This is a genomic window from Pontibacter chinhatensis, from assembly GCF_900113285.1.
In the GTDB taxonomy this organism is placed as follows: Bacteria; Bacteroidota; Bacteroidia; order Cytophagales; family Hymenobacteraceae; genus Pontibacter; species Pontibacter chinhatensis.
The window spans coordinates 274,364-299,520 of record NZ_FOOT01000001.1 but is presented as its reverse complement, the minus strand read 5'-3'; the positions used below and the strand labels follow the sequence as shown (position 1 = coordinate 299,520).

The window sequence follows — 25,157 nt, the reverse complement described above, 5'->3', positions numbered from 1 at the left end:
TAATGATGAATTCATAATGAGGAATGATTAATGAGAGTCGAAAAAGATTACTCATTATTCATTCGTCATTAATCATTAAACAAATGGATAAAGCGATAAGAGATAAATATCAAGCCATTATTGGATTAGAGGTACACGCACAGCTGCTCACTGAAAGCAAAGCCTACTCCTCCGACTCAACAGAGTATGGCATGCTACCCAACACCAACCTGAGCGCAATCACGCTGGGTCACCCAGGTACGTTGCCGCGCGTGAACAAGCGTGTGGTGGAGATGGCTGTGAAAATGGGGCTAGCCACCAACAGCGAGATCACCAGGCATAACGTGTATGCCCGTAAGAACTACTTCTACCCGGACCTTCCAAAAGGCTACCAGATCACGCAGGACAAAACACCAATCTGTACGCATGGTCATATCCTGATAAAGGATGCGGAGGGTAACGAAAAGAAAATAGGTATCACACGCATTCACATGGAGGAAGATGCCGGTAAATCGATGCACTTGCCCGGAGAGGTGGAAACGCTGGTGGATTTTAACCGTGCCGGTGTACCTTTGATAGAGATCGTGTCGGAGCCGGATATCCGCGACTCTGAGGAAGCCTACAATTACCTGACCGAGATCAAGCGCCTGGTGAAGTACCTGGAAATTTGCGACGGCAACATGGAGGAGGGCTCCCTGCGCTGCGACGCTAATATTTCGGTGATGCTGAAAGGCTCCTCGTTGTGGGGCACAAAGGTGGAGGTGAAGAACATGAACTCCTTCCGCAACGTGCAGCGCGCGATTGAGCACGAGATCGAGCGTCAGATCATGGTGCTGGAGAATGGCGGCAAGGTAGAAGGCGAAACCCGCAACTTCGATGCCAATACCGGAACCACCACAGCCATGCGCTCGAAGGAAACACTGAACGATTACCGCTACTTCCCGGAGCCGGATCTGCCGCCATTGATCATCGAGCAGGTGTGGCTCGAGTCTGTGAAAGCTGCGATGCCGAGCCTGCCACAGGAGCTTTACAAGAACTTTGTAGAGAAGTTGGGTCTGCCGGAGTATGATGCAGCCGTATTGACAGACGCCAAGGAGGTAGCTTTATACTTTGAGGAGCTCGCCAAGCATACGCAGAACTACAAGGCTGCCTCTAACTGGGTAATGGGTCCGGTAAAGTCATACCTCAACGAGCTGCAGCTGCACATCAAGGACTTCCCGTTGCAGCCGGAACAAATCGCTCAGGTAATTGCTTTAGTAGATGAGAACAAGGTGAGCCATTCGGTGGCGGCCAAGAAGATCTTCCCATTCATGCTGGAGCATCCGGAGTACACCGCTCAGCGCGTGGCCGAGGAGCAAAACCTGCTGCAGGAGTCAAACTCTGACGAGTTAGGGCAGCTAGTGCAGGAAGTGCTGGATGAGAACCCGGCCAAGGTAGCGGAATACAAGGCTGGCAAACAGTCGCTGATTGGCATGTTTATGGGCGAAATCATGAAGAAAACCAAAGGCAAGGCCGATCCGAAAGTGACCAACCAGATATTAAGAGAGAAACTAAACGCATAGACATGCTGCATAAGAACCTAAAGTCGATTGTAGTTGCGGCCTCCGCTGCTGCCATACTTGCAAGCTGCCAAGGTAACAAACCTGCCACCAACGGCGAGAACAGCTATACTATCCAGGGCAAGCTCAGCAACGCAACCCCTGGTCAGATTTACCTTTTTGAGCTGGGCGAGCGTAGCTTCGAACCCCGCGACACAGCCGAACTGAGTGCCGAAGGCACCTTTTCCTTTACAGGTAAAGTACAGGAACCGACCTTTTACCGCATCGCGCTGGATCAGCAAAACGGGGTGATGCTGGTAGTAGAAGAGGGCAAGATTGAAGTAGAGGCCGACGCCAGCGACCTGAACGGAACCGCCAAGGTGGAAGGTTCGGAAGAGTCGAAGCTGTTTCTGGAGCTGAATAAGCTGGTGAACGACACTCGTCAGCAGCAGGCAGGGTTGGAGCAGGATTTCGCAAAGGCTATGCAAGAGGGCAATAATGAAGAAGCAGAACGCCTCAGAAGCGAGTACTTCAGGCTGCAAAACCAGATTAAGGACTTCCTGGCAAAGCACCCGAAATCAGTAGTATCCGCATTCGGTACTGCCAGTTTGATAGATCCGGTAAATGATTTTGCCTTTGCCGATAGTATGGCTACGCTCTACAACCAGCATATCCCGAACTCAAAGTATACCACCTTGGTAAACGAGCGCCTGCAGCCGCACCGCAGCACTGCTGTGGGCCAGGTAGCTCCTGAGATCACTCTGCCAAGTCCTGACGGAACTACAAAATCACTCTCTTCGCTGCGTGGCAAGTATGTGCTGATCGACTTCTGGGCTAGCTGGTGCGGACCGTGCCGCAAGGAGAACCCCAACGTGGTGCGCATGTACAACAAGCTGAAAGACAAAGGCAAGGGTTTTGAAATCTTCGGCGTTTCGCTGGACCAGTCGGAGGAGAAGTGGCTGGCTGCTATTGAGAAAGACAAACTAACCTGGCCGCAGGTATCCGACCTGAAAGGATGGGAGAGCGCTGCTGCCGGACTGTACAACGTAACGGCTATCCCGCAAACAGTGCTGCTAGATCCGGAAGGAAGAATTGTGGCCAAGGGCCTGCGTGGCGAAGAACTGGAGCAAAAACTGGAGTCGTTACTCCTGGGGCAGAACTAAGCCTAACAAGTATAAACCAAGTATAAAAAGAGCGGCCTCCTGTTTAGGGAGGCCGCTCTTTTTATACTTTTACCTTAGAGATTTTGACCCCTAATTTATACTTGCTATACCAAGCCAAAAGCCTTTTGCAAGGCCCCCCACAGCAGTTTCTTATGCTCCACGTTATTCTCCAGCATGTTCAGCGCCTGCGAGAATACTACCGGCACGTTGCCAACGGTTACCGGATTGTAAAGTGTAAAGCGCTCGTGCGGGAGCGAAGTCTCAATACGGCTGGCAAAGCTGATAATATAGTTAACCTGTAGCTGTTTTTGCAAGTCCTCAAACAGGGCGATCTCACCTGAAACATTGTTCACGTAAGCCACATCCGTTGGCTGAAGGCCAATGGACGCCAGAATCTTCTGCAGGAACTGCAACTGCGTCAGCTGTACAAACTCGTTTTCAGGCAGCGTCACCAGAACCACCACGCCTTTCCCGTTCTGGCCGGTAACTTTATACTTTTTCGGCTCAGCGACCGGCTCTTTCTTCGGAATCCGGGGCAGTTCGTGCACACCCTGCTTGGCAGGAGCAGGCTCAGGAGCTATGGTTGGGGTGGGGGCAGCTACGGTAGCCGGGGAAGTGGCGTCCACTTCCTCCGGAACTGTTTCGGGTACAGGCGCAGCCATATCTCCCTCCACCACATAAATGGTTTCAGTAATAAAGTTCTTCAAAAACTCGTGGCTGATATCGGCCTGTAGCTTAGTCATCTATACCTATTCTTTCTCGTCTTCTTTGATGTCAAAAAGGGAACGAAGCTCGGTTGCCTCGCGTGGCTTCATGCGGCCGGCCAGCACCAGGCGCAGTTGGCGACGACGCAAGGCATCGTTGTAAAGCCTGATCTCTTCCTCTGTTTCCGGAATAGCCTCCGGCACGTCGATTGGGTTGCCCAGCTGGTCTACCGCCACAAAGGTGAAGAAGGCCTGGTTGGACATGGCTTTCTTGCCACTCGGGATATCCTCGGCGTACACTACGATGTGCACCTCCATAGAGGAGTTAAAGGCACGGGTAACTTTGGCTTCGAGCGTCACCACATTGCCCAGTTTTATACTTTCAGCAAACGAAACATTGTCGACAGAGGCCGTTACCACAATGCGGTTTGAGTGCTTCTGCGCCGCAATGGCCGATACAATGTCCATCCAATGCATCATGCGGCCACCCATCAGGTTGTGCAGGGTGTTGGTGTCGTTAGGGAGCACCAGCTCCGTCATGATGACATAGGAATCAGATACTTTCTTTTGTTTACGCATTCCAGATTGTTGTATGATCGGCGCAAAGATACGCTGCCTGCCGCAAAGGATAAAATTATACTTCGGATTGGCTATTCTGCGCCGCTCCAACCGGAACGCCCCAACAGAGGCACGAACTTGAAGTCGCTGAACTCTTCCTTAGTAAATTCGTTTTCCTCCACGCGCGTAATGCGCAGCATCTTCTGCGATTTCTCGTCGCCAACCGGAATCACCAGTATACCGCCTATACTTAGCTGGCGCAACAGCTCTTTCGGCACGATGGGCGCACCGGCTGTCACGATAATTTTATCATACGGGGCATAAGCAGGCAGGCCCTGGGAGCCATCGCCATGAAAGGTATGAGGTTTTAGGTTATGCTTGCGGAAGAACAGGCGGGCCTTCTCGTAGAGCGGGCGATTATACTCTATGGTATACACGTTAGGCGTAATCTGCAGCAGCACGGTGCACTGGTAGCCCGAACCGGTGCCAATCTCCAGCACTTTGTCAGTTGGTCTGAGGCGCAGCAGCTCTGACTGGAAAGCCACGGTATAGGGCTGGGAAATGGTTTGCCCCTCGCCAATCGGGAAGGCCTTGTCCTGGTAGGCCTGCTCCAGAAAAGCTTTGTCGAAAAAGAAATGACGCGGTACAGTTTCGATGGCAGCCAGCACGCGCGCATCGCGGATGCCTTTGTCGCGCAGTTGTTTTACCAAAGCCCGGCGCATGCCTTTGTGCCTGTACGTGTCGGTTTGCATGATCTTTAAAACTGTGAGGTCCTTACTGTAACTTTACTGCCCCTGGGGAGGGGAGGTTTGCGAAAATAAGCATCCGGGGGCAATTAATCCTGGTATTCTGCCTTTTTCTCGCTTTTAATTTGCCTTAGCATCCCGGCATAGCAAGAATCCTGCTAATTTTGCTTAAACAAAACGCCCGCGCACTTGCTTAAGCAAAGGCACGGTTTTTACTTTCATATTTCAACCCGAGACTATGTTTACTGGCATCATAGAGGCGCTAGGGCGCTTAACCGATATCCGGCAGGAGAACACCAACAAGCATTTTACCCTGACCAGTCCTTTTACCAACGAGCTAAAGATAGACCAAAGTGTGGCGCACAACGGCGTCTGCCTGACGGTGGTAAGTATAAACGGGGATGCGTACACGGTAACGGCTATTGACGAGACGCTGAAGAAAACAAACCTGAACGAGCTGCAAATAGGGGATGCGGTGAACCTGGAGCGCTGCATGCAAGCCAACGGCCGCTTTGACGGGCACGTGGTGCAGGGCCACGTGGACCAGACGGCGGTGTGCAAGGAAGTGCGTGACGAAAACGGCAGTTGGCTCTTTACCTTCCGCTATGATGCCAGCAAAGGCAATGTAACCGTGGAGAAAGGCTCTATTTGCGTGAACGGCATCAGCCTGACGGTAGTAAACTCGCAGGAAGACCACTTTTCGGTAGCCATCATCCCTTATACTTTCGAGCACACCAACCTGCACACTGTAAAGCCCGGCACCACCGTTAACCTGGAGTTCGACATCATCGGCAAGTACGTGGCCAGGCTTCTGGGAAAAGTTTAGTGGTTGGTAATTAGGTGTTAGATTTTGGTTGATTTTATACTTCTAAAACTCCCAAACTCTCTAACTTTTTAACTCTCAAAACCTTCTTTCCTGGTTAGCCATGGTCTGATCGATGCTGAGTTTGCCGGCACCGCCAACTGCGAGCGCCCAGGCCATACCGATTACCAGCAGGTGGTATTCGTACCCCTCACCGGCCTGATTGCCGCCCCAATTCATGAAGAAACCGTAGGGCAGGTGTATAGCAAGTATAATCCCCACAAAAAGGCCGATGAAGGCGAGCCCCCACAGGCGCACCCAAAAGCCGAGAATCAGGCAGATGGCGCCCACGGCTTCAATGATGATCACGAACCAGCCCAGCCAACCGGGCAATCCGGATACTTTCTCGAAAGACTGCATAAAGGCGGCCGGTCCGGCGCCCCCAAACCAGCCCAACAGTTTCTGAGCCCCGTGCGGCCACATTATCAGCCCGAGAAAGATGCGCAAGATGGTAAGGCTCCAGGTATCATGTGTAGCCAGAATTCTGTCTTTGAAAAAGGCCATATGCTATACGGGTGGTTATTACTCCACACAGTACGAGAGTTTTATAATATAGGTAAACTAGAGTATAAATCACCTGCTTCAGAAGCCTGCCATTAGGACACAAGTATACCCTACCTCGTCTCCCGCGAGCTTTCAGCGCGTGGTAGTCCATAGCCGCCATCTTTCAGCTTACATCAACCCAAACTTCAGCCCAAAGTAGAAGGTGCGTGGCCGGGCTGGGCCATACACATAGTTGCTGTCGCGGAAGGGGCCTGTGTCGAAGTCTTTCTGGTAGGCGTTGAACATGTTCTGCACGCCCGCGCTTAGCTGCAGGTCTTGCTTTATACTTCGAATAGTGAAGCGGTAGGCCAGTTTCAGGTTGTTTTCAAAGAAGGTGGGGGAAGTATAAAGTTCGTCTTCCACCACGCCGGGCGCTCCGCCGAAGTGCGGCACCTGCATCGGACCTGTCAGCACACCGCTAAAGGCAGTGGTGAAGCGGCTTTGCGGCAGTAGCGTGAGTACATAGTAGCCATACACATTTGGGGTGCGGAGATAGTCACGGGTGCCTTCTAGTTCCGAAGACCAGGCCACAGGCGCATCAAAGGTAGAGTGTTGCAAAGTAAGGCCAGATTCCAGTTGGAATTTCTGGTCATAGTTGAGGCGACCTTCCAGCGTAATGCCCTTTACCGTAGAATGGCTCCCGTTTCGGCGGAGGAGTTGCTGGTTGCCAAGCGCATCGGTGCCGATTTCCTCCAGTATAAACGCATCATGCAGGCGGGTGTAGAAAGCATCCACCGTAAAGCCATAGATCATATGCTCACTCGGTTTGTTAAAATCCAGCGAGGCGTTAAAGGCGTTGGAGGTTTCCTCTCTTAGCTCTGGGTCGAGTTGTATCAGGGAAATGCCACCTCCGGCGAAGGCGATATGCAGGTCTGTCTCGAAAGCCTGAGGCGCTTTAAAGCCACGGGCATAGGAAGCGCGCAGCTGCGTGGTGCTACCGATTTTGTAAAGGGCGCTCAGACGGGGTGTTAAAATGATGTTCCTGATCCTGTTGTGTTTGTTTGCCCGCACCCCGGAAAGTATGGTCAGGGCAGGACTTACCTCCCAGTCGCTTTGTAAGTATAAACCCGTCAGGTTGTTCTCCTGGTCGATACGATAGTTATAGGCCTCAATCGCATCAAAGGTGTCATCGTACTGGTGCTCGATACCTGTTGTAAAGGTATTGCTGCCTCCCATAAAGTCAGGGGAAGTATAATTATACTGAAGTCCTCCCTGCAGCGTATTGCTTTTGGTTTCACCCCATCCGTCCGATTGCTCTATGCCGGTGTAGTGCGTGCGTTTGGTGTTCTGCCCCGAGCCGTAGACACTGAAGGAAGAACGGTCACTCAGCCGACGATCCCAGCTAAACCCGCCTACCAGGATATTGTGCAGTCGATACTCTGCCTGGTCCGCCTGGTCGGCAGGTTTGTCCAGCTTGTTGCCACCTTTCCGCTCTTCGTAGATGCTCCAGCCGTTAACATCAACCTCATCGCGTTCTGTAGGTTTGAAGAAGGCATTAAAGCCAAAGGAGTTATTCTTGAGCTGCGACAATTCCGAAAAACCATCTCCGTTGGCATCGTAGTCCTCCCGGTCGCGGTGGGAGGCAAAGAAGGATACACCGACGTTTTGCTCCTCGTTCACGGCATTTACATTCGCGTTGAGAAAGTGGTCCCAGACGGTGCCGTCTGTAAGTGAGGAATTGGTGGAAAGGGTATAGGTGCTTTCCTTCGGCTCTTTGGTGATGATATTTACCGTACCTGCAATGGCGCTGGATCCATAGAGCACCGAGCCGCCTCCCCGCACCACCTCCACCCGGTCAATCATATTGGCAGGTATCTGTTCCAGCCCATACAAGCTCATAAGCGAAGTAAAAATCGGGCGACTGTTCACCAGAATCTGCGAGTAGGAGCCCCCTAAGCCGTTCATGCGCAGCTGGGTGTAGTTGCAGGTCTGGCAATCAGTTTCCATGCGCAGTCCCGGCTGAAAGCAGAGTCCTTCGGCCAGTGTATTAGATTGCGTCAGGTTAAAAGTACGGCTGTCGAGCACATTCACGGCAACAGGACTTTCCAACCTCCTGCGCTCCGTGCGCGTGCCTGTTACCACCACCTCATTCAGCGTGGCATCTGCCGGCTGCAAAGTAATATCCAGCGTAAGCGGAGTTACGTCTGAAATCTCCACAGCGCGTTGCACCTTACGGTATCCTATGGCTGAGACTACAAGGTCATAGGTTCCGACAGGTATGTTCTCCAACTTATACTTTCCTTCCAAATCAGTTGAGGTGCCATACCTGGTGTTTACCAGCATAACAGCGGCATAGGGGACAGGCCTCTCATTCACCGATACTTGACCAGTGATAGCGCCGGTTTGGGCATGAGCAGTGGAGGCTAGGATCAGGAATAACAGGAGTAGTGCGTTTCTCATAGTCTAGGATCTTTAAAAGCTATAATTTGAAACGCAAAAATATACTTTTAGATTTGTCTAAAAAATAAATTTAATACTTCTCAATATGCTGTTGCACAAAAAAGCCCTGCTAGTGCTAAACTGGCAGGGCTAAAAAAATCATTAGACTTCTTTCATGTATACTTCTCACGCAGTAAGGCAGCAATTTTCTGCATGCCCGTGCTGGCTTTCTCCTCATAACGATGCAGGTTTGGTCGTGCACGCATATAAGGCAGATTAGGGTCTACCACAAATATCGGAACGCCTTCGTCTACGTAATCCACCAAACCAGCAGCCGGGTATACCACCAGGGAGGTGCCAACTACCAGAAAAATATCAGCCTGCAGGGTTTCCTCAATTGCTTTTTCCATCATGGGCACCGGCTCTCCAAACCAGACAATATTTGGCCTCAGCTGGGACCCGCGCTCGCACTTATCACCCTTTTTCAGTTCCCAACCTTCAATCGGGTACACCAAGCTAGGGTCGAGGGTGCTGCGGCTTTCGAAAAGCTTCCCGTGCAGGTGGATGATGTTGGTAGAACCGGCGCGCTCGTGCAGGTCGTCCACGTTTTGGGTGATGATAAGCACGTCGAAGTCTTTCTCCAGATCGGCCAGGGCCTCATGCGCCGCGTTCGGCTTTACCGTGTGCGCGTTTTTCCGCCGCTGGTTATAAAAGTCAAGCACCAGCTCCTGATTCTTTTGCCAGCCCTGTGGCGAGGCGACCTCCATCACATCATGTCCTTCCCAGAGGCCGTTGGCGTCGCGGAAGGTAGCGATTCCGCTCTCTGCACTGATACCCGCGCCTGTTAGCACCACCAGTTTCTTCTTCATGGCATTCGGTTTATACTTGAAATGGTAAACAGCTATTTATATGTGTTACAGCTACTAAAGTTACGGTATGGCACTTATACTTTCAAGGCAATAGGGATAGGGGTGTCTTCACCTTCACAGGCAGAAGGGCTGCTGCAAACAAAGTATAAATAGGTTTTAATTCGCTATATATTTACCTGACAGACTGTAGGTTATAGTTGTTGATCTTGTTAATTATTTGCCATTCCTACTAATAAATATGCGAAATAAACTATATTAGCGAAGCAGGGATGTTATCAATATCTGTATAATGAGTAGGGAAATTTAGGCTTGTTATAGCTGTAAGTTTATAACTCCGTACTTGATACATATAAGCGTAGGTTGTTGTAAATCAAGAAGCTAGCCAAAATTCATAATGAAAGAAATTTCTTTTAAATCCTATTACGGATTAACCCTTACAAATATAAACTGGCAAGACTCAAAAGGGAAACACCCAATTTTCATCTTTGGAGATGAAGCTTGCATAATGGTAGAATGTAGTTGGCGACTCTTAAAGCAAAAAAAGTTTATACATGTAGGACAAGGAGACTTTTCTCTTTATCACGACAACCCAGAGTCAGGTAAAAGATTAGAGCAAGTTATAGGTGGGGTAATAGTAGAAATAACCTATGAACTCCCTCCTTTCGACATTAAAATAAATTTTGGTAATGAATATACTTTGGATATAGTGGCAGATAGTAGCCAATTTGAGAACTGGCAATTTATTGATCACTCAGGTAAACGAGATGAGTTTATTTCCTTTGCTGGTGGAGGAAAAGAATAAAATTACATTGATCAACCATATACATAATTCTGACTTTGGCCATTCTTGCTCATTTGCTATACTTTGACAATAAACAAAAACATAGATGAGTAGAATTTTACAACTTAATTACTGGCAAGTTTTTCTAATCTTATTATTTTCCATGTTGGTAGGCAATACCACGATTGAAGGTTACCCGGCAGTAAATGATGGATTCATCATCATAAGTGCAGTACTTTTCTTCTCTATTTTCATTGCTTATAACCATTACCTGTATAACTACCTGCCAAGGAAAGTTGAATTAAACTATAACCTGGTTATCATAAACGCTTTCCTGTCTATAGCTACAACTATAGCAATAGCCATACTTACAGAATCTAATGAAGTGAAGTTTACCGGCATCTACGCTCTTCCTGGCCTTTAAATCTTCTTTGCCTTCTTACATACGGTTGCATTTCCAGCAAAAGTCTTGAAACCAATCGAACTGAATAGGGAAGCAAGATTAGGAGAATATATTGGGCTTTTCTTTGTGATAATCTTCTGGCCATTCTGTATCTGGTTTATTCAGCCAAGAGTGAATAGATTTGCCAAAGAAGCGCAGGCTGTAGTTGAAGTATAAACAGGATTTTCTGCTACCAAATAACTATAGCCTTAAAATCTTCCGTTGACAATTTTCAACCTCACTAAGTGCTTTGAGATGGAGCAAAACCCCAAACAACAACCAAGCACACCAGCTGCGACACCCTTTGCTCAAACGTACTTTCACGGGACAAAGGCAGACCTTAAAGTCGGTGACCTCATCGAGATTGGGTTCAACTCAAATTATGGACGACAGAAAAACGCCAGGTACATTTTCCTGACCGCTACACTGGATGCTGCCATTTGGGGAGCTGAGCTGGCATCCGGCCCGGGGCATGAAAGGATTTACCTGGTAGAGCCAACCGGAGAAATAGAAGATGACCCCGACCTGACCGACAAGAAATTCCCAGGCAACCCTACCAAATCATATCGTTCAACGCATCCGTTCAGAGTAGTAGGCGAAGTAACCGTTTGGCAAGGACATCCGATGGAGCAGGTTAATGCCATGAAAGCCCATCTTGAAAAACTAAAGGAACAAGGCATCAACTCCTTAAACGACTAACCCAGGCATCAAAAGTATGAAGAGACCCGGGCTCGCTGCTACTGAACAGAACCTTGTAAGCAACCTCAGAGGTGGTCAGGAGAAAGTAGTAAAACCTAATAACTCATACTTCCTTCTAATCTACCTGAGTGCTGAATCAGCCTCACACAGGGTTTTAGACTACTAACAGACTATATACACCAAACTAAAACAAGAATGAAAAAAACGTTTATCACACTCTTATCAATCCCATTGTTGTTTTCCTGTAGCAGTGACAAAAGTGAAAGCACTCAGGCTTCCCAGCAAGCGGCCGTTAGCGCCCCTGAAGAAAATCATGCGGTGGAAGAGGTTTCAGTGAAGCCTGCTGCCTTTGATATTAGTTCGATTCCCGTTTCTTCAGAAGATTTGGGTGATTTCCCGTTCTTCACAGCTCCTGCAGGTGCGGAATACATCAATAATGCTAAACCGAGCGATTTTGATTTTATCGTTTTTGTTACTCCTGATCGTGTTTATGAAGTAGAGGGGAAAACGTTTAGAGCGCACGTACATCCCGACAGGAAAAGCGAAACAAAGGTAAGCGGGCGTTTCCTGAACAAAAGTTTCGAGGAAGCCATTCTAAAGGCCGGCGGCGTAAAAGTTTTTGAAGGAAAGTTAGAGGGAGATCGAAAAGAATCCTACAAGGAACTGTGCACCTACGCCGGAGACAATGGCAGTATTGATATCTGGAACAATCCAATAGCCACCTATGTCATCCGAAGAAACGACGGCAATATCTACATCGCACTTGGTAAGGGAATGCCGAACTCCACCTCCATCCAGATAGTACAGGAAAAACCTTTCGAGCAAACTATTACAAAGGTTACCTCAGATAAGATAAAAGATGACCTGCTGGCGAAAGGGAAGTCTGTTCTGCATATCAACTTTGATACTGATAAAGCTAGTTTAAAGCCTGATGGAATGGAAGTTGTAAGCGAAATTGTAAAGGCCCTGAAAGAGGCTCCAGAGCTAAACATCGCGATTAACGGCTATACTGATAACGCAGGCAGCAAGGAGCATAACCAAAAACTGTCTGAAAGCAGAGCCTCCTCCGTAAAAGAGGTAATAGCAAAAGCCGGGATAGCGCAGGAGCGTTTAACATCAAAGGGATTCGGCCAGGAAAACCCTATTGCCGACAACAGCACCGAAGAGGGAAAGACCCAAAACAGAAGGGTAGAGCTTGTCAGGCTTTAATAGCTGTCCACTCTAGTTTTAAAAGCAAAAGCCGCAACAGGAATTCCTGCTGCGGCTTTTAGATTTGAGAGTATAGAACTGTTAGGTCCTACAAAGTATACTTTCTGCCTTTGTTCTGCTCTTTCAGGTAATCCATCAGCGGCTGGAAATAAGCTACCATGGCGCGGGCGCTTAGCTCTTCGCCAGTCGTCTCTTTCAGCATTTGGCGCCAGTCAGCCGAGGCGCCCGGGTACATGATGTCGCGGAGGAAGTTGCCCACCTCTTTGCTGCCGTAGTAATTGGTAACGTGCGGGTCCTGCTTCAGGATGTTTTTAGCGATGTGGTCGTGCAGCTGGAACAGGATGACATAGCTCATAGCATAATCATAGTACTGCGCCGCATCGTCGTTGATGTGCGTTTTGGTGGCTGCATCAAGGTAGTTCTCGCCGCGGTTAGTTGGCGGCACGATGCCCTGATACTTTTTGGTCAACTCCCACCAACGCTTGTTCAGCTGGTCTGCCGGCAGGTTTTTGGCATAAAAGTCATGTTCCCACTCGCTCATCACCCCCGAAGAGAAAGGTATAAACACCACATAGTTCAGCGCCTCTTTCAGCAGGGCCTGCACCTCGTCGGTCTGCACGTTTTCATCTATCAGATCCAGCTCCGCCAGAAACGGCTTTTGCATAGCCGCCAGCCCCAGCAAAGAACCGACCGCCTCATGGTAGGCACGGTTAGCACCGCCGCGCAGCAGCAGTGGCACGTCCGGGTTGGTATAGGTCATGTAATAGTAGATATGGCCCAGTTCGTGGTGGGTTGTCTCATACCATTCAGCGTTGGGCTCCACGCTCATCAGGCAGCGCACATCCTTGTCCAGGTCCATGTGCCAGGCCGAGGCGTGGTTATTTTTCTTATACCCCGCATTTGGCGGCAGCGGGTAGAGGCTCGATTTGGTATAAAATGATTGCGGCAATTCCGGAAAACCCATGCTGGTATAAAAGCGCTCCGCCTGCTTCACCTGCCACTCGGCACCTTTAGGCTTAAGCGCCGCGTCCAGGTCAATGCCTGCTACCTCCACCATCGAGCTCCAGTCCTGGCCCCAGCGGTTTGGCACCCAGTGCGCCGGCAAGTAATCAGGCACCTCCATTGCGCCATACTTTTTGGCAAGCTCATAACGGGCGTAGGTATGCAGCTCACGGTAAAGCGGGCGCAGCTCTTCGTTTATCTGCTGCATCAGCTCCATCATTTCCTCCCGCGTCATGTCGTAGTCGGAGGCCTGGTAGGTAAAGTAATCGTCGTAGCCGAGGCTTTGCACCGTTTTGTTGCGCAGCTCGCGCAGGTTCAGCAGCCCCTCGCGCAGGCCAGGTCCCACTTCCTTGCTGGCGTTCCATGCATCCAGTCGCTTTTTAACATTCTTCTCTGTTTTCAGAATATTGTCGATGTCGTTGGTGCTAACAGATTTACCGGAAAGGCGGTAGTCGAAACCATAGAGCTTTTCAGTCTGCTCGGTCTCGGCCTTAATACGCGCCCTTACCACATCCGGAATGATCTGCGGGTTGTTAGCGGCCGCAAAAAGTATGGCCTCAAACTGCTGTACCTGCAGGGGCGTTAGCTGGTCTTTTTTCTCCAGCATGGTGCGCGCCATTCCGATGTTTTCCTCGCTCCCCGTAAAGGCAGCGAAGGCCTCGTTGGCACGGCGTGTGGCAGCGGCGTTGGTGGTGTCTCCCTCTACTATTTTGGTATTTGAATTCCACTCTGCCTCAGCAGAATTGGTATAGAGCTCCTGGTACTTCTTGGAATACTGATCCAAAAAGGCCTGCGCCTCCTGCTGTACTTCGGTCAGTGCTGCAGATTGCTCTGTCCCGGCTGTCTCCGTTTTCTGGCTGGAACAGGAGGAGAGAAGCACCGCCGCAGTAAGGCCGGTAAAGATTAGTTTTTTCATGGGTGTTTTGTTGAGGTGTGATTTTGCAGGATAAGCAAAGGATAAATATAAGTAACCGGGTACCGAACATCCAACAACAGGGATGATTTTCTGTGATGCCTTATTGCAGTATAGCCATAACAATAGGAGCAAGCACAGCACCGCTGTGCGTTTTAAAAATAAATAAAGATTAATATGTATCTATATAATAATTGATACGTATATTTGTTCGATTCACACATTTATTTGAAGTATAGCCAGAGTGCGTTTGGCAGACAGGTATACCTCAGCCGTGCTGAGGTGCGCTGTTGAAGACTCGGAGTGCCCTATACTTTGTAATGCTCTTGCTTACCCTTGCTTTAGAATTAAAACCTAACCCTTATAAACTATATGAAAAAGTATTTCCGCAGTTCCGTTTTAATTTCGGCCATGTTCGCCTCCGCATTTTTGCTGGGAGGATGCGAAAAAGACATGGAGCAGGATGGCTTTGCCACTTCTGCCATACAAGATGCCAAAGCGGGTAATTCCAAATCTGCCCAGACGGCCCAGTCTGTGATGATCAACATCGATGCCCCGGATGTAATTGTAGTAGAAGGCGGTGAGTGGAGGTATAACGCTGCAGTTGCCAAAACGTATTTTACTGGTTCAAATAACGGCCACATTACCAGTTCTGTCAATTCTTCTGAAAACAAATGTGCTTTCTTTTACGGAGGAACTTTAACGGGTAAAAACTCGGCAGTACCTGTTGGCAACGGTATGGTTGAAGCCGGCACCGCCTGGGACTTTGTACCTTCCTCGACTGAAGGAAGCGGACCGCGTGAGGTCAGCATCAATTTTGACCTTGCCAGCCAGGCCGTTGTCATCAACAGCAATAAGGGCACCAAGTATAACTTTGCTATTTCTGCCGACAGAGTGGTGGACCTGACGGTGAAGGTAGTGAATGAAGCAACCTCAGAGGAAATTGTTTTCCCCATCGCTGCAGAAGACTATGCCATAGCCACTGGCGAAGAAAACCCTTACCTGTACATGCTTCCTTACATCACTAACGCTGGTAAAGCAGGCAATACGCTGGATATTTTGCAAGAAGGCATGACCATGAGCCAGGTATTGCAACTTAACACGCCGGGCTTTGGCAGCAAAAACCCGGAGGCAGAGGCGGCAGTTTTAAGGCTGATCGAACCTCTGAAGCTTAACCTGGAGAATGGTTCTTACAGAGTAACTGTTTCGGGCATAGTGAGGGGAATAGAGGCAGCCACCGACGCTAATTTTGCGGTGGACAGAACCTTTGAAATTACTGGCGCTCCGAATTGTAAGTAGTTTGTAAAAGTATAAAAGCAGCAGGGTGCGCTAATTACAACGCACCCTGCTGCTTTTTATACTTTGCTATTCCTGTTCCGCCTCCTCCGGCAACTGCGCCTCCTGCAGCAGGTGCTCGTCAAGCGTCTTGCTGGTTTTAGCTCCCAATTCCCGTAAGATTTCTACCCGTCGGATTAAGTTGCCGCGGCCTTCTGTGAGTTTGTTCATGGCGGCATTATAAGAGGTTTGGCTGCTCTCCAGGTGCCGGCCAATCATTTTAAGGTCCTCCACAAAATTCACAAACTTGTCGTAGAGCTTGCCGCTTTCCTCGGCAATCTTCAGCACGTTGCGCTTCTGGTCTTCCTGTCGCCACACGCCGGCCACCGTACGGAGTGTGGCCAGCAGGGTGGAGGTCGTTACCAACACAATGTTCTTATCGAAGGCATCGGTAAACAGGTCGTGGTCGTGCTGCACGGCCAGGTTAAAAGCCGGCTCTATGGGAATGTACATAAGCACAAAATCCGGGGAGTTGATGCCATTAAGCCGGTGGTAGCTCTTGCGGCTCAGGTCGGAGAAGTGGGTGCGGACCGAGTTGATGTGGCCGCGCAGGTATACTTCCGACTGGTGTTCATCCTCACAGCTGCAAAAAGCCTCATAGGCTACCAACGACATCTTGGAGTCGATGATGAGGTGTTTGCCCTCAGGCAATCTTACAATCACATCCGGGCGGTATACTTGCTTCTCGTCGTTCAGCCGTACTTCCTCGCGCTCGTAATGCACTCCTTTTCGCAAGCCGGATTTCTCCAGCAAGCTCTCCAGGAGGTACTCGCCCCAGTTGCCCTGCGTTTTGCTTTCGCCCTTCAGTGCCTTCGTCAGGTTGATGGCATCCTGGCTCATCTGCTGATTCAGCGCAGCCAGCTGTGTTATTTGCTCTTTCAGCGACACACTGTCCTTTAAGGTTTTCTCGTAGGTCTGCTCCACTTTTACTTCAAACTCTTTGATGCGCTCCTTCAGGGGGGCTAGCACGCGTTCCAGGTTCTCAGAAGAGGCTTTGTTAAAATGCTCAGCGTTGGTCATGAGCACTTGGTTGGAGATGCTCTGGAACTGCTGCAGGAACTTCTCCCGGAGTTGCTCCAGTTCGCGGCCCTGTTCCTGCAAGCGAGATTTCAGGTGCTCGTAATCGGTTTCCGCCTTCGTAAGCGCATTGGTCAGGTCAAGGGTTTCGGTCTGGGCCTCCCGAAACTGCAACTTAAGCTGCTCCAGTTCCCGCGCCTTTTCCCTGGCCTGGCCTTCCAGCACCCCCTGCGTCACAGCCGCCTGGTTGGCTGTTTGTTGCAACGCGTTCAGCTTCCCCTTCAACATCAGGAAGGCCATCACCAATCCTGCCAGAAATGCTGCTATACCGATTAAGATCTCCATGGGGTAAAGGTAAAATATTTTAGCATGGCTACCAATGGTTTTGCTAATGAAATTAGTTTTAAGAAAATGAGATGGTGATGGGATAACGCGTAAGGGTACCGAGGTCATTTTTTGATAAGTAGACGTAATGGAACCGGGTCCAACCACCCCTGGCCCCTCCTTAGCTAAGGAGGGGAGTCTTTAGTTACTTTGGTTGAAGTATAAGTGCAATAATCAAGGCATAAACCCACCCCAACCCCTCCAAGGAGGGGAATTGTCCGCAGACGATTACACCCCTGTGGTCCCCTCAAGGGGACAGTTTGGTTCATGTTGCATAGCAAGTAGCTATCGAATGATTTCCAGTTTTTCTGGGAGGCGCCTATGCGAGTTTTTCTGGTGACGAGCGACAGTGAGGTAGCCCGAGGCACAAGGGCAGGAAAAGCTCCCAGCGCTGAGCGGGAAAACGAGGCCTCCCGGCCTAGGAGGGAGCCAAGCAGGAGATGAAACGATAGGTTGTTGGGAACTAGAGGATGAACGGCAGCTAGTAAGGATAGCTTGGTTCCGGTTGCGTGAAGCAGGAGCTAGGGAAGTATAGCTCAAGTATAAAAGTATAGCCAAAGTATAAGTATGGCTTTTCAAGCCAATCAAGTTACAAACTTGACCTCATTATAGGACACAAGTCTGAAGACTTGCGCCATGTAAGAGGTAGAGGCAAAAGCCGAACAAGCGGACGCTTGCGCCAGAGGAGTATAAAGTATAGCTCAAGTATAAATGGACACGAGCTACAAGCTCGCGCCAGCGAAAAAGGAAGCAGGAAGTATGGCAAAAAGTATAAAGAATAATGTTATTGAAGCCATCCTCTGTCTACCGCACAAAACTTATCTTGTACCGTTTGCCCTTAATCCTGGCGGCACTGAGCTTGCGCACGGCAGCGCTGGCGGCCTCTTCGGGAATGGCTACAAAGCTATGGCGATCCTGAATCTCTATCTTGCCAATCTCAGAGGCTTTCAAACCAACTTCGGCTATCAAAGCACCCACAATATCGCGTGGGCTGAGCTTGTCTTTGCGGCCACCGCTGATGTGCAGCGTCGTGAGGGCTGGAGTCTCCACAGGAGCAGCGGTGTCTGCGGCGGCAAGCTCTGTCAAATCCAGCCACTCGTTTACCTGCACGTCCGGCCACTGCTCCAGTTTCTGCATTTCGCGGGAGTTGAGCAAAGTATAAACGGTGCCCGACTTGCCTGCCCGGCCCGTGCGGCCACTGCGGTGCTGGTAGGCGTCCTGGTGCTGGGGCAGTTCGTAATGAATAATCTGCTGCACCACGTCCATGTCCAGGCCACGCGCGGCCAGGTCGGTGGCGACAAGTATGGAAGCGGTGCCGTTACGGAACAGCGTCATGGTTTTGTCGCGGTCGCTTTGCTCCAGCTTGCCGTGCAGCGCGCGTGCCTGGAAGCCATACTCCTGCAGGTGCTGCGCCACCTCCGTGGTAGTGAGGCGAGCATTTACGAAAACCACCGTGCCGGCCGGGTTTATACTTTGCAGCAACCGCACCAGGGCCTGTGGTTTCTGCTCGTCCTGTACCTTCAAGCCATAGTATGCAATGCGGTCTGGTACGGCAGTAGCGGAAGCCTGCACAAACCTGGGGTCCTGCAGGGAATTGGCGATGAGTTCCTTTACATCTTCCTCCATGGTGGCCGAGAAAAGTATCGTCTGCCGCTTGCGTGGAAGGGCTTTTAAAAGATCATCCAGCTCTTCCTCAAAACCCATCTCCAACAACTTATCCGCTTCATCCAGTACCACTTGTGCCACATTGCTCAAATCTAAGGTTCTGCGGCTGAGGTGATCGGTGAGGCGGCCGGGGGTACCTACCAGCACCTGGGGCGGGTGCGCCAGCGAATCCTCCTCCAGCCGGAAAGAGTGCCCTCCGTAAAAAGCACTGATTTTCAGGTTAGGCATAAAGCGGGCATACAACTTGAGCTCCTGCCGCACCTGCACGGCCAGCTCGCGGGTCGGTACCACCACCAGCGCCTGCACCTGCTGTAGCCCGGGGTTTATACTTTGCAGCAGCGGCAAGCCGAAAGCCGCCGTCTTCCCGCTGCCCGTTTCGGCCTGAGCGGCCACATCGTGCCCCTGCAACAGCAAGGGTATGGCTTGTGCCTGCACCGGAGTAGGCGAAGTATAATTCAGGGCATCCAGGCTCTTCAGGAGTGCCGCATTCAGTTTAAGTTGCTCAAAAGTCACCATGGCTGTTTTTACGGGAAAGGCAAATGTACGGCAATTAAAGCTACGCAGCTCTATTATGTTCCATACATCTAAATTCTCCCCAACAGAACAAAAACAACCCCAAACAGAGTATGAGGGGGTATGACAAGAGAACCAGGTGTTAGATTGCGGTACTATACGTTCGTGCTACTTTTCGGCATACTGTTCCTCTACGTGCTGATAGTAGCCAGGGAGTTCCTGTACCCGATTTTCATGTCCATACTTTTTGCGTACCTCTTATACCCGGTAGAGAAGTGGCTGGAGGAAAGAGGACTGCCGCGCATTCTGGCCAACTTTATTACAGTAATCGCAGCGATGGCTATTTTTATCGGGGCATTGGTACTGCTATACCGGCAGCTTATCGGCTTTCTGGGGGACTTCCCGAGTCTGCAGGAGGAGGCGATGAAGAACCTGGACAGGCTGCAGCAAAGTATAGACCGGCGTTTTGGCGAAAGCGACCCCGACGACGAGCACTGGCTGCAGACACAGGTGAGCAGCGGTCTGGAGCTCAGCGGCAATTTTCTGCGCGAGATATTGATGGCCACCACAGGCACCATAGCCAAGTTTGGGTTGATGCCGGTTTACATTTTCCTGGCGCTGTACTACCGCAACAAGTTCGAGAATTTTATTTACCGCCAGCTGCCTCCTGTCAAGCATGGCAAGGCCAGGCAAGTGATAGACCAAATCTCCCATGTCACAAAACACTACATGGCCGGCGTAGTCAGCGTTATACTTATACTTTGCGTGCTCAACACAGCTGGGCTGTACCTGATAGGGGTGGAGTATGCCTTGCTATTGGGTATCATCTCAGCCTTCATCAACTTCATTCCATACTTTGGCACGCTGATAGGTGGCGCTGTGCCACTACTTTATACTTTGTTGGTGCAGGGCGATCCGAATAAGGCCCTGATGGTGGTGCTGTTTTTCCTGGTGATTCAGTTTACCGAGAACAACATCCTGACGCCCAACATTACGGGCAGCAAGGTGAACATTAACCCGATGTTTACGATTCTCAGTATTATTGTGGGCGGGATGATCTGGGGCTTGCCTGGGATGTTTCTGGCCGTGCCGTACCTGGGCATGTTTAAAGTATACTGCGACTATACGCCCCGGTTAGAGGCCTGGTCGTATATGCTGGGCACGGAAGGAACAGAAGAACACGCCCTTACCTTCGACAAGATAAAGCGGGTGTTTAACATGCGGAGCTAAGTTACAGCCTGCTCTTTTCGCGGATCATGCTAAAAAAGCCGTCGCGGTACGTTTCCCCAACCGGGATCTCCTTATCAGCAATATAGACGATGTTGCCGTCCACCATACTCACTTTGTCAATAGAAATGATGTAAGAGCGGTGCACGCGGTAGAAAGGCGGCTGCGGCAGCTGCTCCGTCAGGTCGGTTAACGACTGGTAGGTTACCAACCGCTGCCCCGGCAGGTACAGCGAAACATAATTCTTGAGGCCTTCCACATACAGGATGTCGCTGTAGGCTACCTTTAAGAACTTGTTTTTGCTCTCACCCTTTACAAACATATAATCAGGTGTGGGTGCCGTAGCGGATGGTGTGTTTTCCTGTGGTGGAAAAGCGGGTTGCTCAGGCTGCTTGGGTGCCTTAAGTATACTTTGCGCTTTTGTAACCGCTCTATAAAAACGGTCGAAGGGAATGGGCTTCAGCAGGTAATCGATCACGTCGTGCTCGTAGCCTTCCAGGGCATACTCCGGGTAAGCGGTGGTCAGTATAACTTTGCACTTGCTGCCACATATTTTCAGAAACTGTATCCCCGTCAGCTCCGGCATCTGTATATCCAGAAAAACCAGGTCCACTTTACCATCCTGTACCCAGTTAATGGCCTCTATCGGGCTTGTGGTCTTGCCCACCAGCTCCAGGAAAGGGATTTTGCTGATGTAGTCAGCAATGATATTGGCAGCGTAGGCTTCGTCGTCAACGGCAATGCAGCGGATCATATTAAGTTTGTGAGTTAGAGAGTTTAGGAGTTGGAGCGTTTGTGAGTTTAGGAGTGCTGTCTAAATCAGGTTTAATATAGTTAAGTTAAAGCCAATATTCCTGATATTCTTCAGAAATGCTCTGAAAAAATCCTGTTCATCCTCAAACCCTGTAAATCCTGATCAGACTTCCTGCAGCTTGAGCATTGTTTTAAACTGCTGCCCATCCCCCTGCACGTCCAGGCTGTACTTGCCGGGGTAAATCAGCTCCAGCCTTCGGCGGATGTTAGGCAGGCCGATACCGGTGGTCTGGTCTTTTTGGTTTTTGTTGATGCGGTTGCTCACGTCAAAGTATAAACTATTGTTTTCGAGCAGCAAATTTATCGTGACCGGGGCGGAGGCATCGTCCACCACCCCGTGCTTCAGCGCATTCTCCACAAACGGTATCAGCACCAGCGAGGGCACCCGCTGCCCGTTTACAAGGCCCTGGATGTTGAAGTTCACAAAGAAATTGTCCTCAAAGCGCAGGCGGTAGATCTCGAGGTAATTGTGCAGGTAGTCCACTTCCTTCTGCAGTTCTACCTTGCCGTCCTTGCTCTCGTGCAGCATGTAGCGCATCAGGTCGGAGAGCCTGATAATCGCATCAGCCAGCTTGTCTGAAACCGGATAAGCCAGGGAGTATAAATAGTTTAAGCTGTTGTAGAGAAAGTGCGGGTTTATCTGCGTTTTCAGGAAGGCCAGCTCTGCCTGTACTTTTTCCTGTTTCAAGCTGCGGTTCTCGCGCTCCTTTTGTAGCGTAGCCTCCAGTGCCCACACCACAGCCCCCAAAAAGATGCCCGGCATTGCCCAATACAGGTTGTCAAAGAAATAATAGGAGAGCGTAATGGTTGTATAGTTACTGAACCCGAACAGTGCCTTGAACATAACTTCCTCTATGGTATAACGCATGGCGATGTAGGTAAACATCACGCCTACAATGCCCAGCCCCAGCACCCACCATTGCCTGTATTTCATCCATAGCGGGAACACAAGGAAGTAGCAGAGGTAGAACTCTATCACATGCAGCACGTGCTGCGACATGGTCAGCAACAGTACCTCGAACCTCCAGTGGTATAGAAAGTAGCCTAAGAAACTATACCCAATGTAAAGCGTCCAGCCCAGCAGGTGCAGCCCTATCTTTTTTTGCAGTGCATTCATGTTCTAAAGCTAGAAATAAGTTAAACCTCCTGCACTTTTTTTATCCCGACCCCGGAGTTTTATTATCTAAACCCCGGCTTTTGGGTCTTAACCCGGCAAAGGCTGAAGTCTTGGCTTCGGATAATATTCCGGCCTGTTCGGATAGTATAATTTATATGCTTGTAGCTGTGCTGCACCTTTGGCTCATCATCTACAAAACAACTAACCGAGCCATGAAATACACATCTACTACCTCGACAAAAGACAAAGGGCAAAAGACGCTCAGAGGTATAGCACTAACTATAGCTTTATACTTTTGTGCGGTAACTGCCTGGGCACAGTCTGCTGCTACCGTAAAAGGAGCCGTAACGAACGCTGCCACGCAAAAGCCGCTGGACTATGTGTCGGTGGTGTTGCTGCAGCTGCCTGATTCAGCGGTTGTGGTCTCGGAGATGACGGATGGTGCAGGGGTTTATACATTTGCGCAGGTAAAACCGGGCAAGTATACGATAAAGGCCCTGCTGGTGGGTTTTGCCCCGGCCACCACTAAGGTCATTGAGGTAGGGCAGCAGCCGGTGCAGGTGCCAGGTATAGCCATGCAGGAAAAAACCAACGCGCTGCAGGAAGTGGTGGTGAAAGGCCAGAAGCCGCTGCTGGAGCAGGAGGCAGACCGCGTGGTGCTGAACGTGGAGCAGCTGAACACGGCCGGCGACAACGCCCTGGAGGTACTCAAGTATGCGCCGGGCGTCAGACTGGATAAGGACGACAACATTATCTACAGGGGAAGCGGCAGCGTGCAGGTGATGATTAACGGCAAAATGACCTACATGAGCGGGGAGGAGTTGCAGCGCTACCTGAAGTCGTTGCCAGCCTCGGCAGTTAGCAAAGTAGAGCTGATGGCCAACCCACCCGCTTCGTTCGACGCCGCCGGTACGGCCGGTATCATCAACATCAAATTAAAGCGGGACGAAACCCTGGGCATGAACGGCTCAGCGAACCTGGGCGTAGGCTATGGCAAGTATGAGAAAGTATGGGGCGGCCTCAACCTGAACTATAACACCGGCAAAGTGAGCTTGTACACCCGCCTGAATGCCGGTCATTATAACTCTTTTAACCGCCTTACATTAAAGCGCAACATTAACGATAGCCTCTACAACCAGGTAAACTACTGGCACCCGGTTACCAACAGCTATAACCTGACAGCAGGCGCCGACTACTTCATCAGCAAAAAACACACGGTGGGCGTGATGGCGAAGGGATACGCCTCACCGGAGAACACGCTTACCACCAGCAACTCAACCAACTACGACGCCACCGGCACAGCTTTCGGAAGCATGCGCATGCACAACCCCAAGGTATCGAGCACCGACAACTATAGCCTCAACCTGAACTATAAATTCGACATCGACAGTACCGGCCGCAGTTTGTCCATGGATGCCGACTTTGTAAACTACAGCAGCTATGCCGATGAACAGTTTACGAACAACTTCTTCTCTGCTTCCGGCGAGGCGACGCAGGCACCTTTGCAGCTGCGCAGCTATAGCACGGCAGCGGCAAGTATAAAAGCCTTAAAAGTTGATTACGTGCATCCGTTCGGGAAAGGCTACAAGGCAGAAGCGGGTTTAAAAACCAGCCGCGTCAGCAACGACAGCGACATCCGGTTTGAAGCGCAGCAGGAGCAGGGATGGGTGAACGACACGAGCCGCACCAACAGCTTCGCCTATGCCGAAACCATACATGCCGCCTACCTGAGCCTGAGCCGCAAGTTCAGTGATAAGCTAAGTATGAAAGCCGGGATGCGGGCTGAGCAAACCTCGGCGGAGGGCCATTCAGCCACCACCGGCGAACCTGTGGACCTGGGTTACCTGAAATTTTTCCCGAGCGTGTTTATAAGCTACAGCGCCAACGAGCATAACCAGTTTTCGGCCTCCTACAGCCGCCGCATCAGCCGCCCTTCTTACCGCAGTCTGAACCCGTTCACCTTCTACGCGGACCCCTACACGGCGATGCAGGGCAACCCTTTTCTGGAGGCTTCTTTCACTAACTCACTGCAGTTTAACTACAACTACAAGAGCTTCCAGTTGCTAAGCCTGAGCTATATCGAGTCAAACAACTTTGTAACAGATGTGATCCGTCAGAACGATGAGACCAAAGTAAGCATCAGCCGGCCCGAGAACCTGAGCAAAGCGACGTACCTGAGCGCCAGCAGCGGCGGCACGCTACCCATAACTGCCTGGTGGACGACGACACTGCAACTGGAAGGATCTTACAACACCGTTTCATCGCCTTTGCAGGGTTCGGCTTATGACATCTCCCGCTTCAGCTGGTCGGTTAGCGCCGAGGAGAATTTTAATCTGCCCAAAGAGTATAAACTGCAGCTTTCCGCCTATTACATGTCGCCGTCGGTGCAGGGCCTGTACCAGACAAAGGCCAACTACCAGCTAGACCTTGGAGTTCAGAAAAGCTTTATGGATGGGAAAGCCAGCCTGGGCCTGAAGTTGCGGGACGTATTCGACACCAGCCGTTCCAGAGCCGTCCTCAAGTACAGCAACGTGGACATGTACTGGCAAAACCAGTGGGAGAGCCGCCGCCTGAACCTGACATTTAACTACAAGTTCGGCAGCAACAAGGTAAAGACCGCCCGCAACCGCAGAACCGGCACCGGCGAAGAGGAGGGAAGGCTGTAGGCAGCAGCGGCCAAAGTATAAATCGGCGCTGGC

The 25,157-nt window shown here is 50.5% G+C and carries 21 protein-coding genes; 10 read left to right on the top strand and 11 right to left on the bottom strand.

Translation table 11 applies throughout. The annotated features are described in order from the left end of the window. Nucleotides 1-83 precede the first annotated feature (83 nt). Both gatB and BM040_RS01240 read left to right on the top strand, forming a co-directional pair. Nucleotides 84-1,541, top strand: coding sequence for an Asp-tRNA(Asn)/Glu-tRNA(Gln) amidotransferase subunit GatB (gene gatB / locus BM040_RS01245; protein WP_092098225.1), 1,458 nt, complete (start codon nt 84-86; stop codon nt 1,539-1,541). A gap of 2 nt (nt 1,542-1,543) precedes the next feature. After that, nucleotides 1,544-2,680, top strand: coding sequence for a TlpA disulfide reductase family protein (locus tag BM040_RS01240; protein WP_092098223.1), 1,137 nt, complete (start codon nt 1,544-1,546; stop codon nt 2,678-2,680). Between the two features lie 104 nt (nt 2,681-2,784). On the opposite strand, the gene BM040_RS01235 is transcribed toward BM040_RS01240, so the two are convergent. From BM040_RS01235 to BM040_RS01225, 3 genes are all read right to left on the bottom strand, one after another. Beyond that, nucleotides 2,785-3,423, bottom strand: coding sequence for a hypothetical protein (locus tag BM040_RS01235; RefSeq protein WP_092098221.1), 639 nt, complete (start codon nt 3,421-3,423; stop codon nt 2,785-2,787). A 6-nt stretch (nt 3,424-3,429) separates the two neighbouring features. Beyond that, nucleotides 3,430-3,963, bottom strand: a complete 534-nt coding sequence (locus BM040_RS01230; RefSeq protein WP_092098219.1) for an acyl-CoA thioesterase — start codon at nt 3,961-3,963, stop codon at nt 3,430-3,432. Between the two features lie 71 nt (nt 3,964-4,034). Beyond that, the gene (locus tag BM040_RS01225; protein WP_092098217.1) at nt 4,035-4,694 is read right to left on the bottom strand and encodes a protein-L-isoaspartate(D-aspartate) O-methyltransferase; all 660 of its coding nucleotides are present in this window, start codon (nt 4,692-4,694) and stop codon (nt 4,035-4,037) included. Between the two features lie 232 nt (nt 4,695-4,926). Between BM040_RS01225 and BM040_RS01220 the strand changes: the two genes are divergently transcribed. Continuing rightward, complete coding sequence (locus tag BM040_RS01220; RefSeq protein ID WP_092098215.1) at nt 4,927-5,514, top strand: riboflavin synthase; 588 nt, start codon at nt 4,927-4,929, stop codon at nt 5,512-5,514. A 75-nt stretch (nt 5,515-5,589) separates the two neighbouring features. Here the strand turns inward: BM040_RS01220 and BM040_RS01215 are convergent, their stop codons facing one another. The 3 genes from BM040_RS01215 to BM040_RS01205 all read right to left on the bottom strand — a co-directional run bounded on the left by BM040_RS01215 (nt 5,590) and on the right by BM040_RS01205 (nt 9,341). Next, nucleotides 5,590-6,054 carry a DoxX family protein gene (locus BM040_RS01215; RefSeq protein ID WP_092098213.1) on the bottom strand — a complete coding sequence of 155 codons (465 nt, stop codon included), beginning with the start codon at nt 6,052-6,054 and terminating at the stop codon, nt 5,590-5,592. A 168-nt stretch (nt 6,055-6,222) separates the two neighbouring features. Continuing rightward, entirely contained in the window at nt 6,223-8,493 is a 2,271-nt protein-coding gene (locus BM040_RS01210; RefSeq protein ID WP_092098211.1) for a TonB-dependent receptor, read from the bottom strand. A gap of 152 nt (nt 8,494-8,645) precedes the next feature. After that, on the bottom strand, nt 8,646-9,341 hold the full coding sequence (locus BM040_RS01205; protein ID WP_092098209.1) for an SIR2 family NAD-dependent protein deacylase: 696 nt from the start codon (nt 9,339-9,341) through the stop codon (nt 8,646-8,648). 394 nt (nt 9,342-9,735) lie between these two features. Here BM040_RS01205 and BM040_RS01200 point away from each other — a divergent pair, with 394 nt between their 5' ends. The 4 genes from BM040_RS01200 (at nt 9,736) to BM040_RS01185 (ending at nt 12,472) form a co-directional block, all read left to right on the top strand. Beyond that, on the top strand, nt 9,736-10,143 hold the full coding sequence (locus tag BM040_RS01200; RefSeq protein WP_092098207.1) for a hypothetical protein: 408 nt from the start codon (nt 9,736-9,738) through the stop codon (nt 10,141-10,143). An 85-nt stretch (nt 10,144-10,228) separates the two neighbouring features. Then, nucleotides 10,229-10,546, top strand: a complete 318-nt coding sequence (locus tag BM040_RS01195; protein ID WP_139217737.1) for a hypothetical protein — start codon at nt 10,229-10,231, stop codon at nt 10,544-10,546. Nucleotides 10,547-10,819: 273 nt separating this feature from the next. Next, entirely contained in the window at nt 10,820-11,263 is a 444-nt protein-coding gene (arr, locus tag BM040_RS01190; RefSeq protein ID WP_092099422.1) for an NAD(+)--rifampin ADP-ribosyltransferase, read from the top strand. A 195-nt stretch (nt 11,264-11,458) separates the two neighbouring features. Then, nucleotides 11,459-12,472: an OmpA family protein gene (locus BM040_RS01185; protein WP_092098203.1), complete on the top strand. Its 1,014-nt coding sequence runs from the start codon at nt 11,459-11,461 to the stop codon at nt 12,470-12,472. A gap of 88 nt (nt 12,473-12,560) precedes the next feature. Here the strand turns inward: BM040_RS01185 and BM040_RS01180 are convergent, their stop codons facing one another. Beyond that, on the bottom strand, nt 12,561-14,390 hold the full coding sequence (locus BM040_RS01180; protein ID WP_092098201.1) for a M2 family metallopeptidase: 1,830 nt from the start codon (nt 14,388-14,390) through the stop codon (nt 12,561-12,563). Nucleotides 14,391-14,759: 369 nt separating this feature from the next. On the opposite strand from BM040_RS01180, the gene BM040_RS01175 reads away from it, so the two are divergent. Continuing rightward, entirely contained in the window at nt 14,760-15,686 is a 927-nt protein-coding gene (locus BM040_RS01175; protein WP_092098199.1) for a hypothetical protein, read from the top strand. A 66-nt stretch (nt 15,687-15,752) separates the two neighbouring features. Here the strand turns inward: BM040_RS01175 and rmuC are convergent, their stop codons facing one another. Both rmuC and BM040_RS01165 read right to left on the bottom strand, forming a co-directional pair. Next, entirely contained in the window at nt 15,753-17,084 is a 1,332-nt protein-coding gene (gene rmuC, locus BM040_RS01170; RefSeq protein WP_092098197.1) for a DNA recombination protein RmuC, read from the bottom strand. An 843-nt stretch (nt 17,085-17,927) separates the two neighbouring features. After that, nucleotides 17,928-19,304 carry a DEAD/DEAH box helicase gene (locus BM040_RS01165; protein WP_092098195.1) on the bottom strand — a complete coding sequence of 459 codons (1,377 nt, stop codon included), beginning with the start codon at nt 19,302-19,304 and terminating at the stop codon, nt 17,928-17,930. Between the two features lie 120 nt (nt 19,305-19,424). Between BM040_RS01165 and BM040_RS01160 the strand changes: the two genes are divergently transcribed. Continuing rightward, on the top strand, nt 19,425-20,531 hold the full coding sequence (locus tag BM040_RS01160) for an AI-2E family transporter (RefSeq protein ID WP_092098193.1): 1,107 nt from the start codon (nt 19,425-19,427) through the stop codon (nt 20,529-20,531). A gap of 1 nt (nt 20,532) precedes the next feature. On the opposite strand, the gene BM040_RS01155 is transcribed toward BM040_RS01160, so the two are convergent. Together BM040_RS01155 and BM040_RS01150 are read right to left on the bottom strand one after the other, a co-directional pair. Next, entirely contained in the window at nt 20,533-21,282 is a 750-nt protein-coding gene (locus tag BM040_RS01155; RefSeq protein WP_092098191.1) for a LytR/AlgR family response regulator transcription factor, read from the bottom strand. 162 nt (nt 21,283-21,444) lie between these two features. After that, nucleotides 21,445-22,458 carry a sensor histidine kinase gene (locus tag BM040_RS01150; RefSeq protein WP_092098189.1) on the bottom strand — a complete coding sequence of 338 codons (1,014 nt, stop codon included), beginning with the start codon at nt 22,456-22,458 and terminating at the stop codon, nt 21,445-21,447. A gap of 212 nt (nt 22,459-22,670) precedes the next feature. On the opposite strand from BM040_RS01150, the gene BM040_RS01145 reads away from it, so the two are divergent. Further along, nucleotides 22,671-25,124, top strand: coding sequence for an outer membrane beta-barrel family protein (locus BM040_RS01145; RefSeq protein ID WP_175490941.1), 2,454 nt, complete (start codon nt 22,671-22,673; stop codon nt 25,122-25,124). Nucleotides 25,125-25,157: the final 33 nt, after the last annotated feature.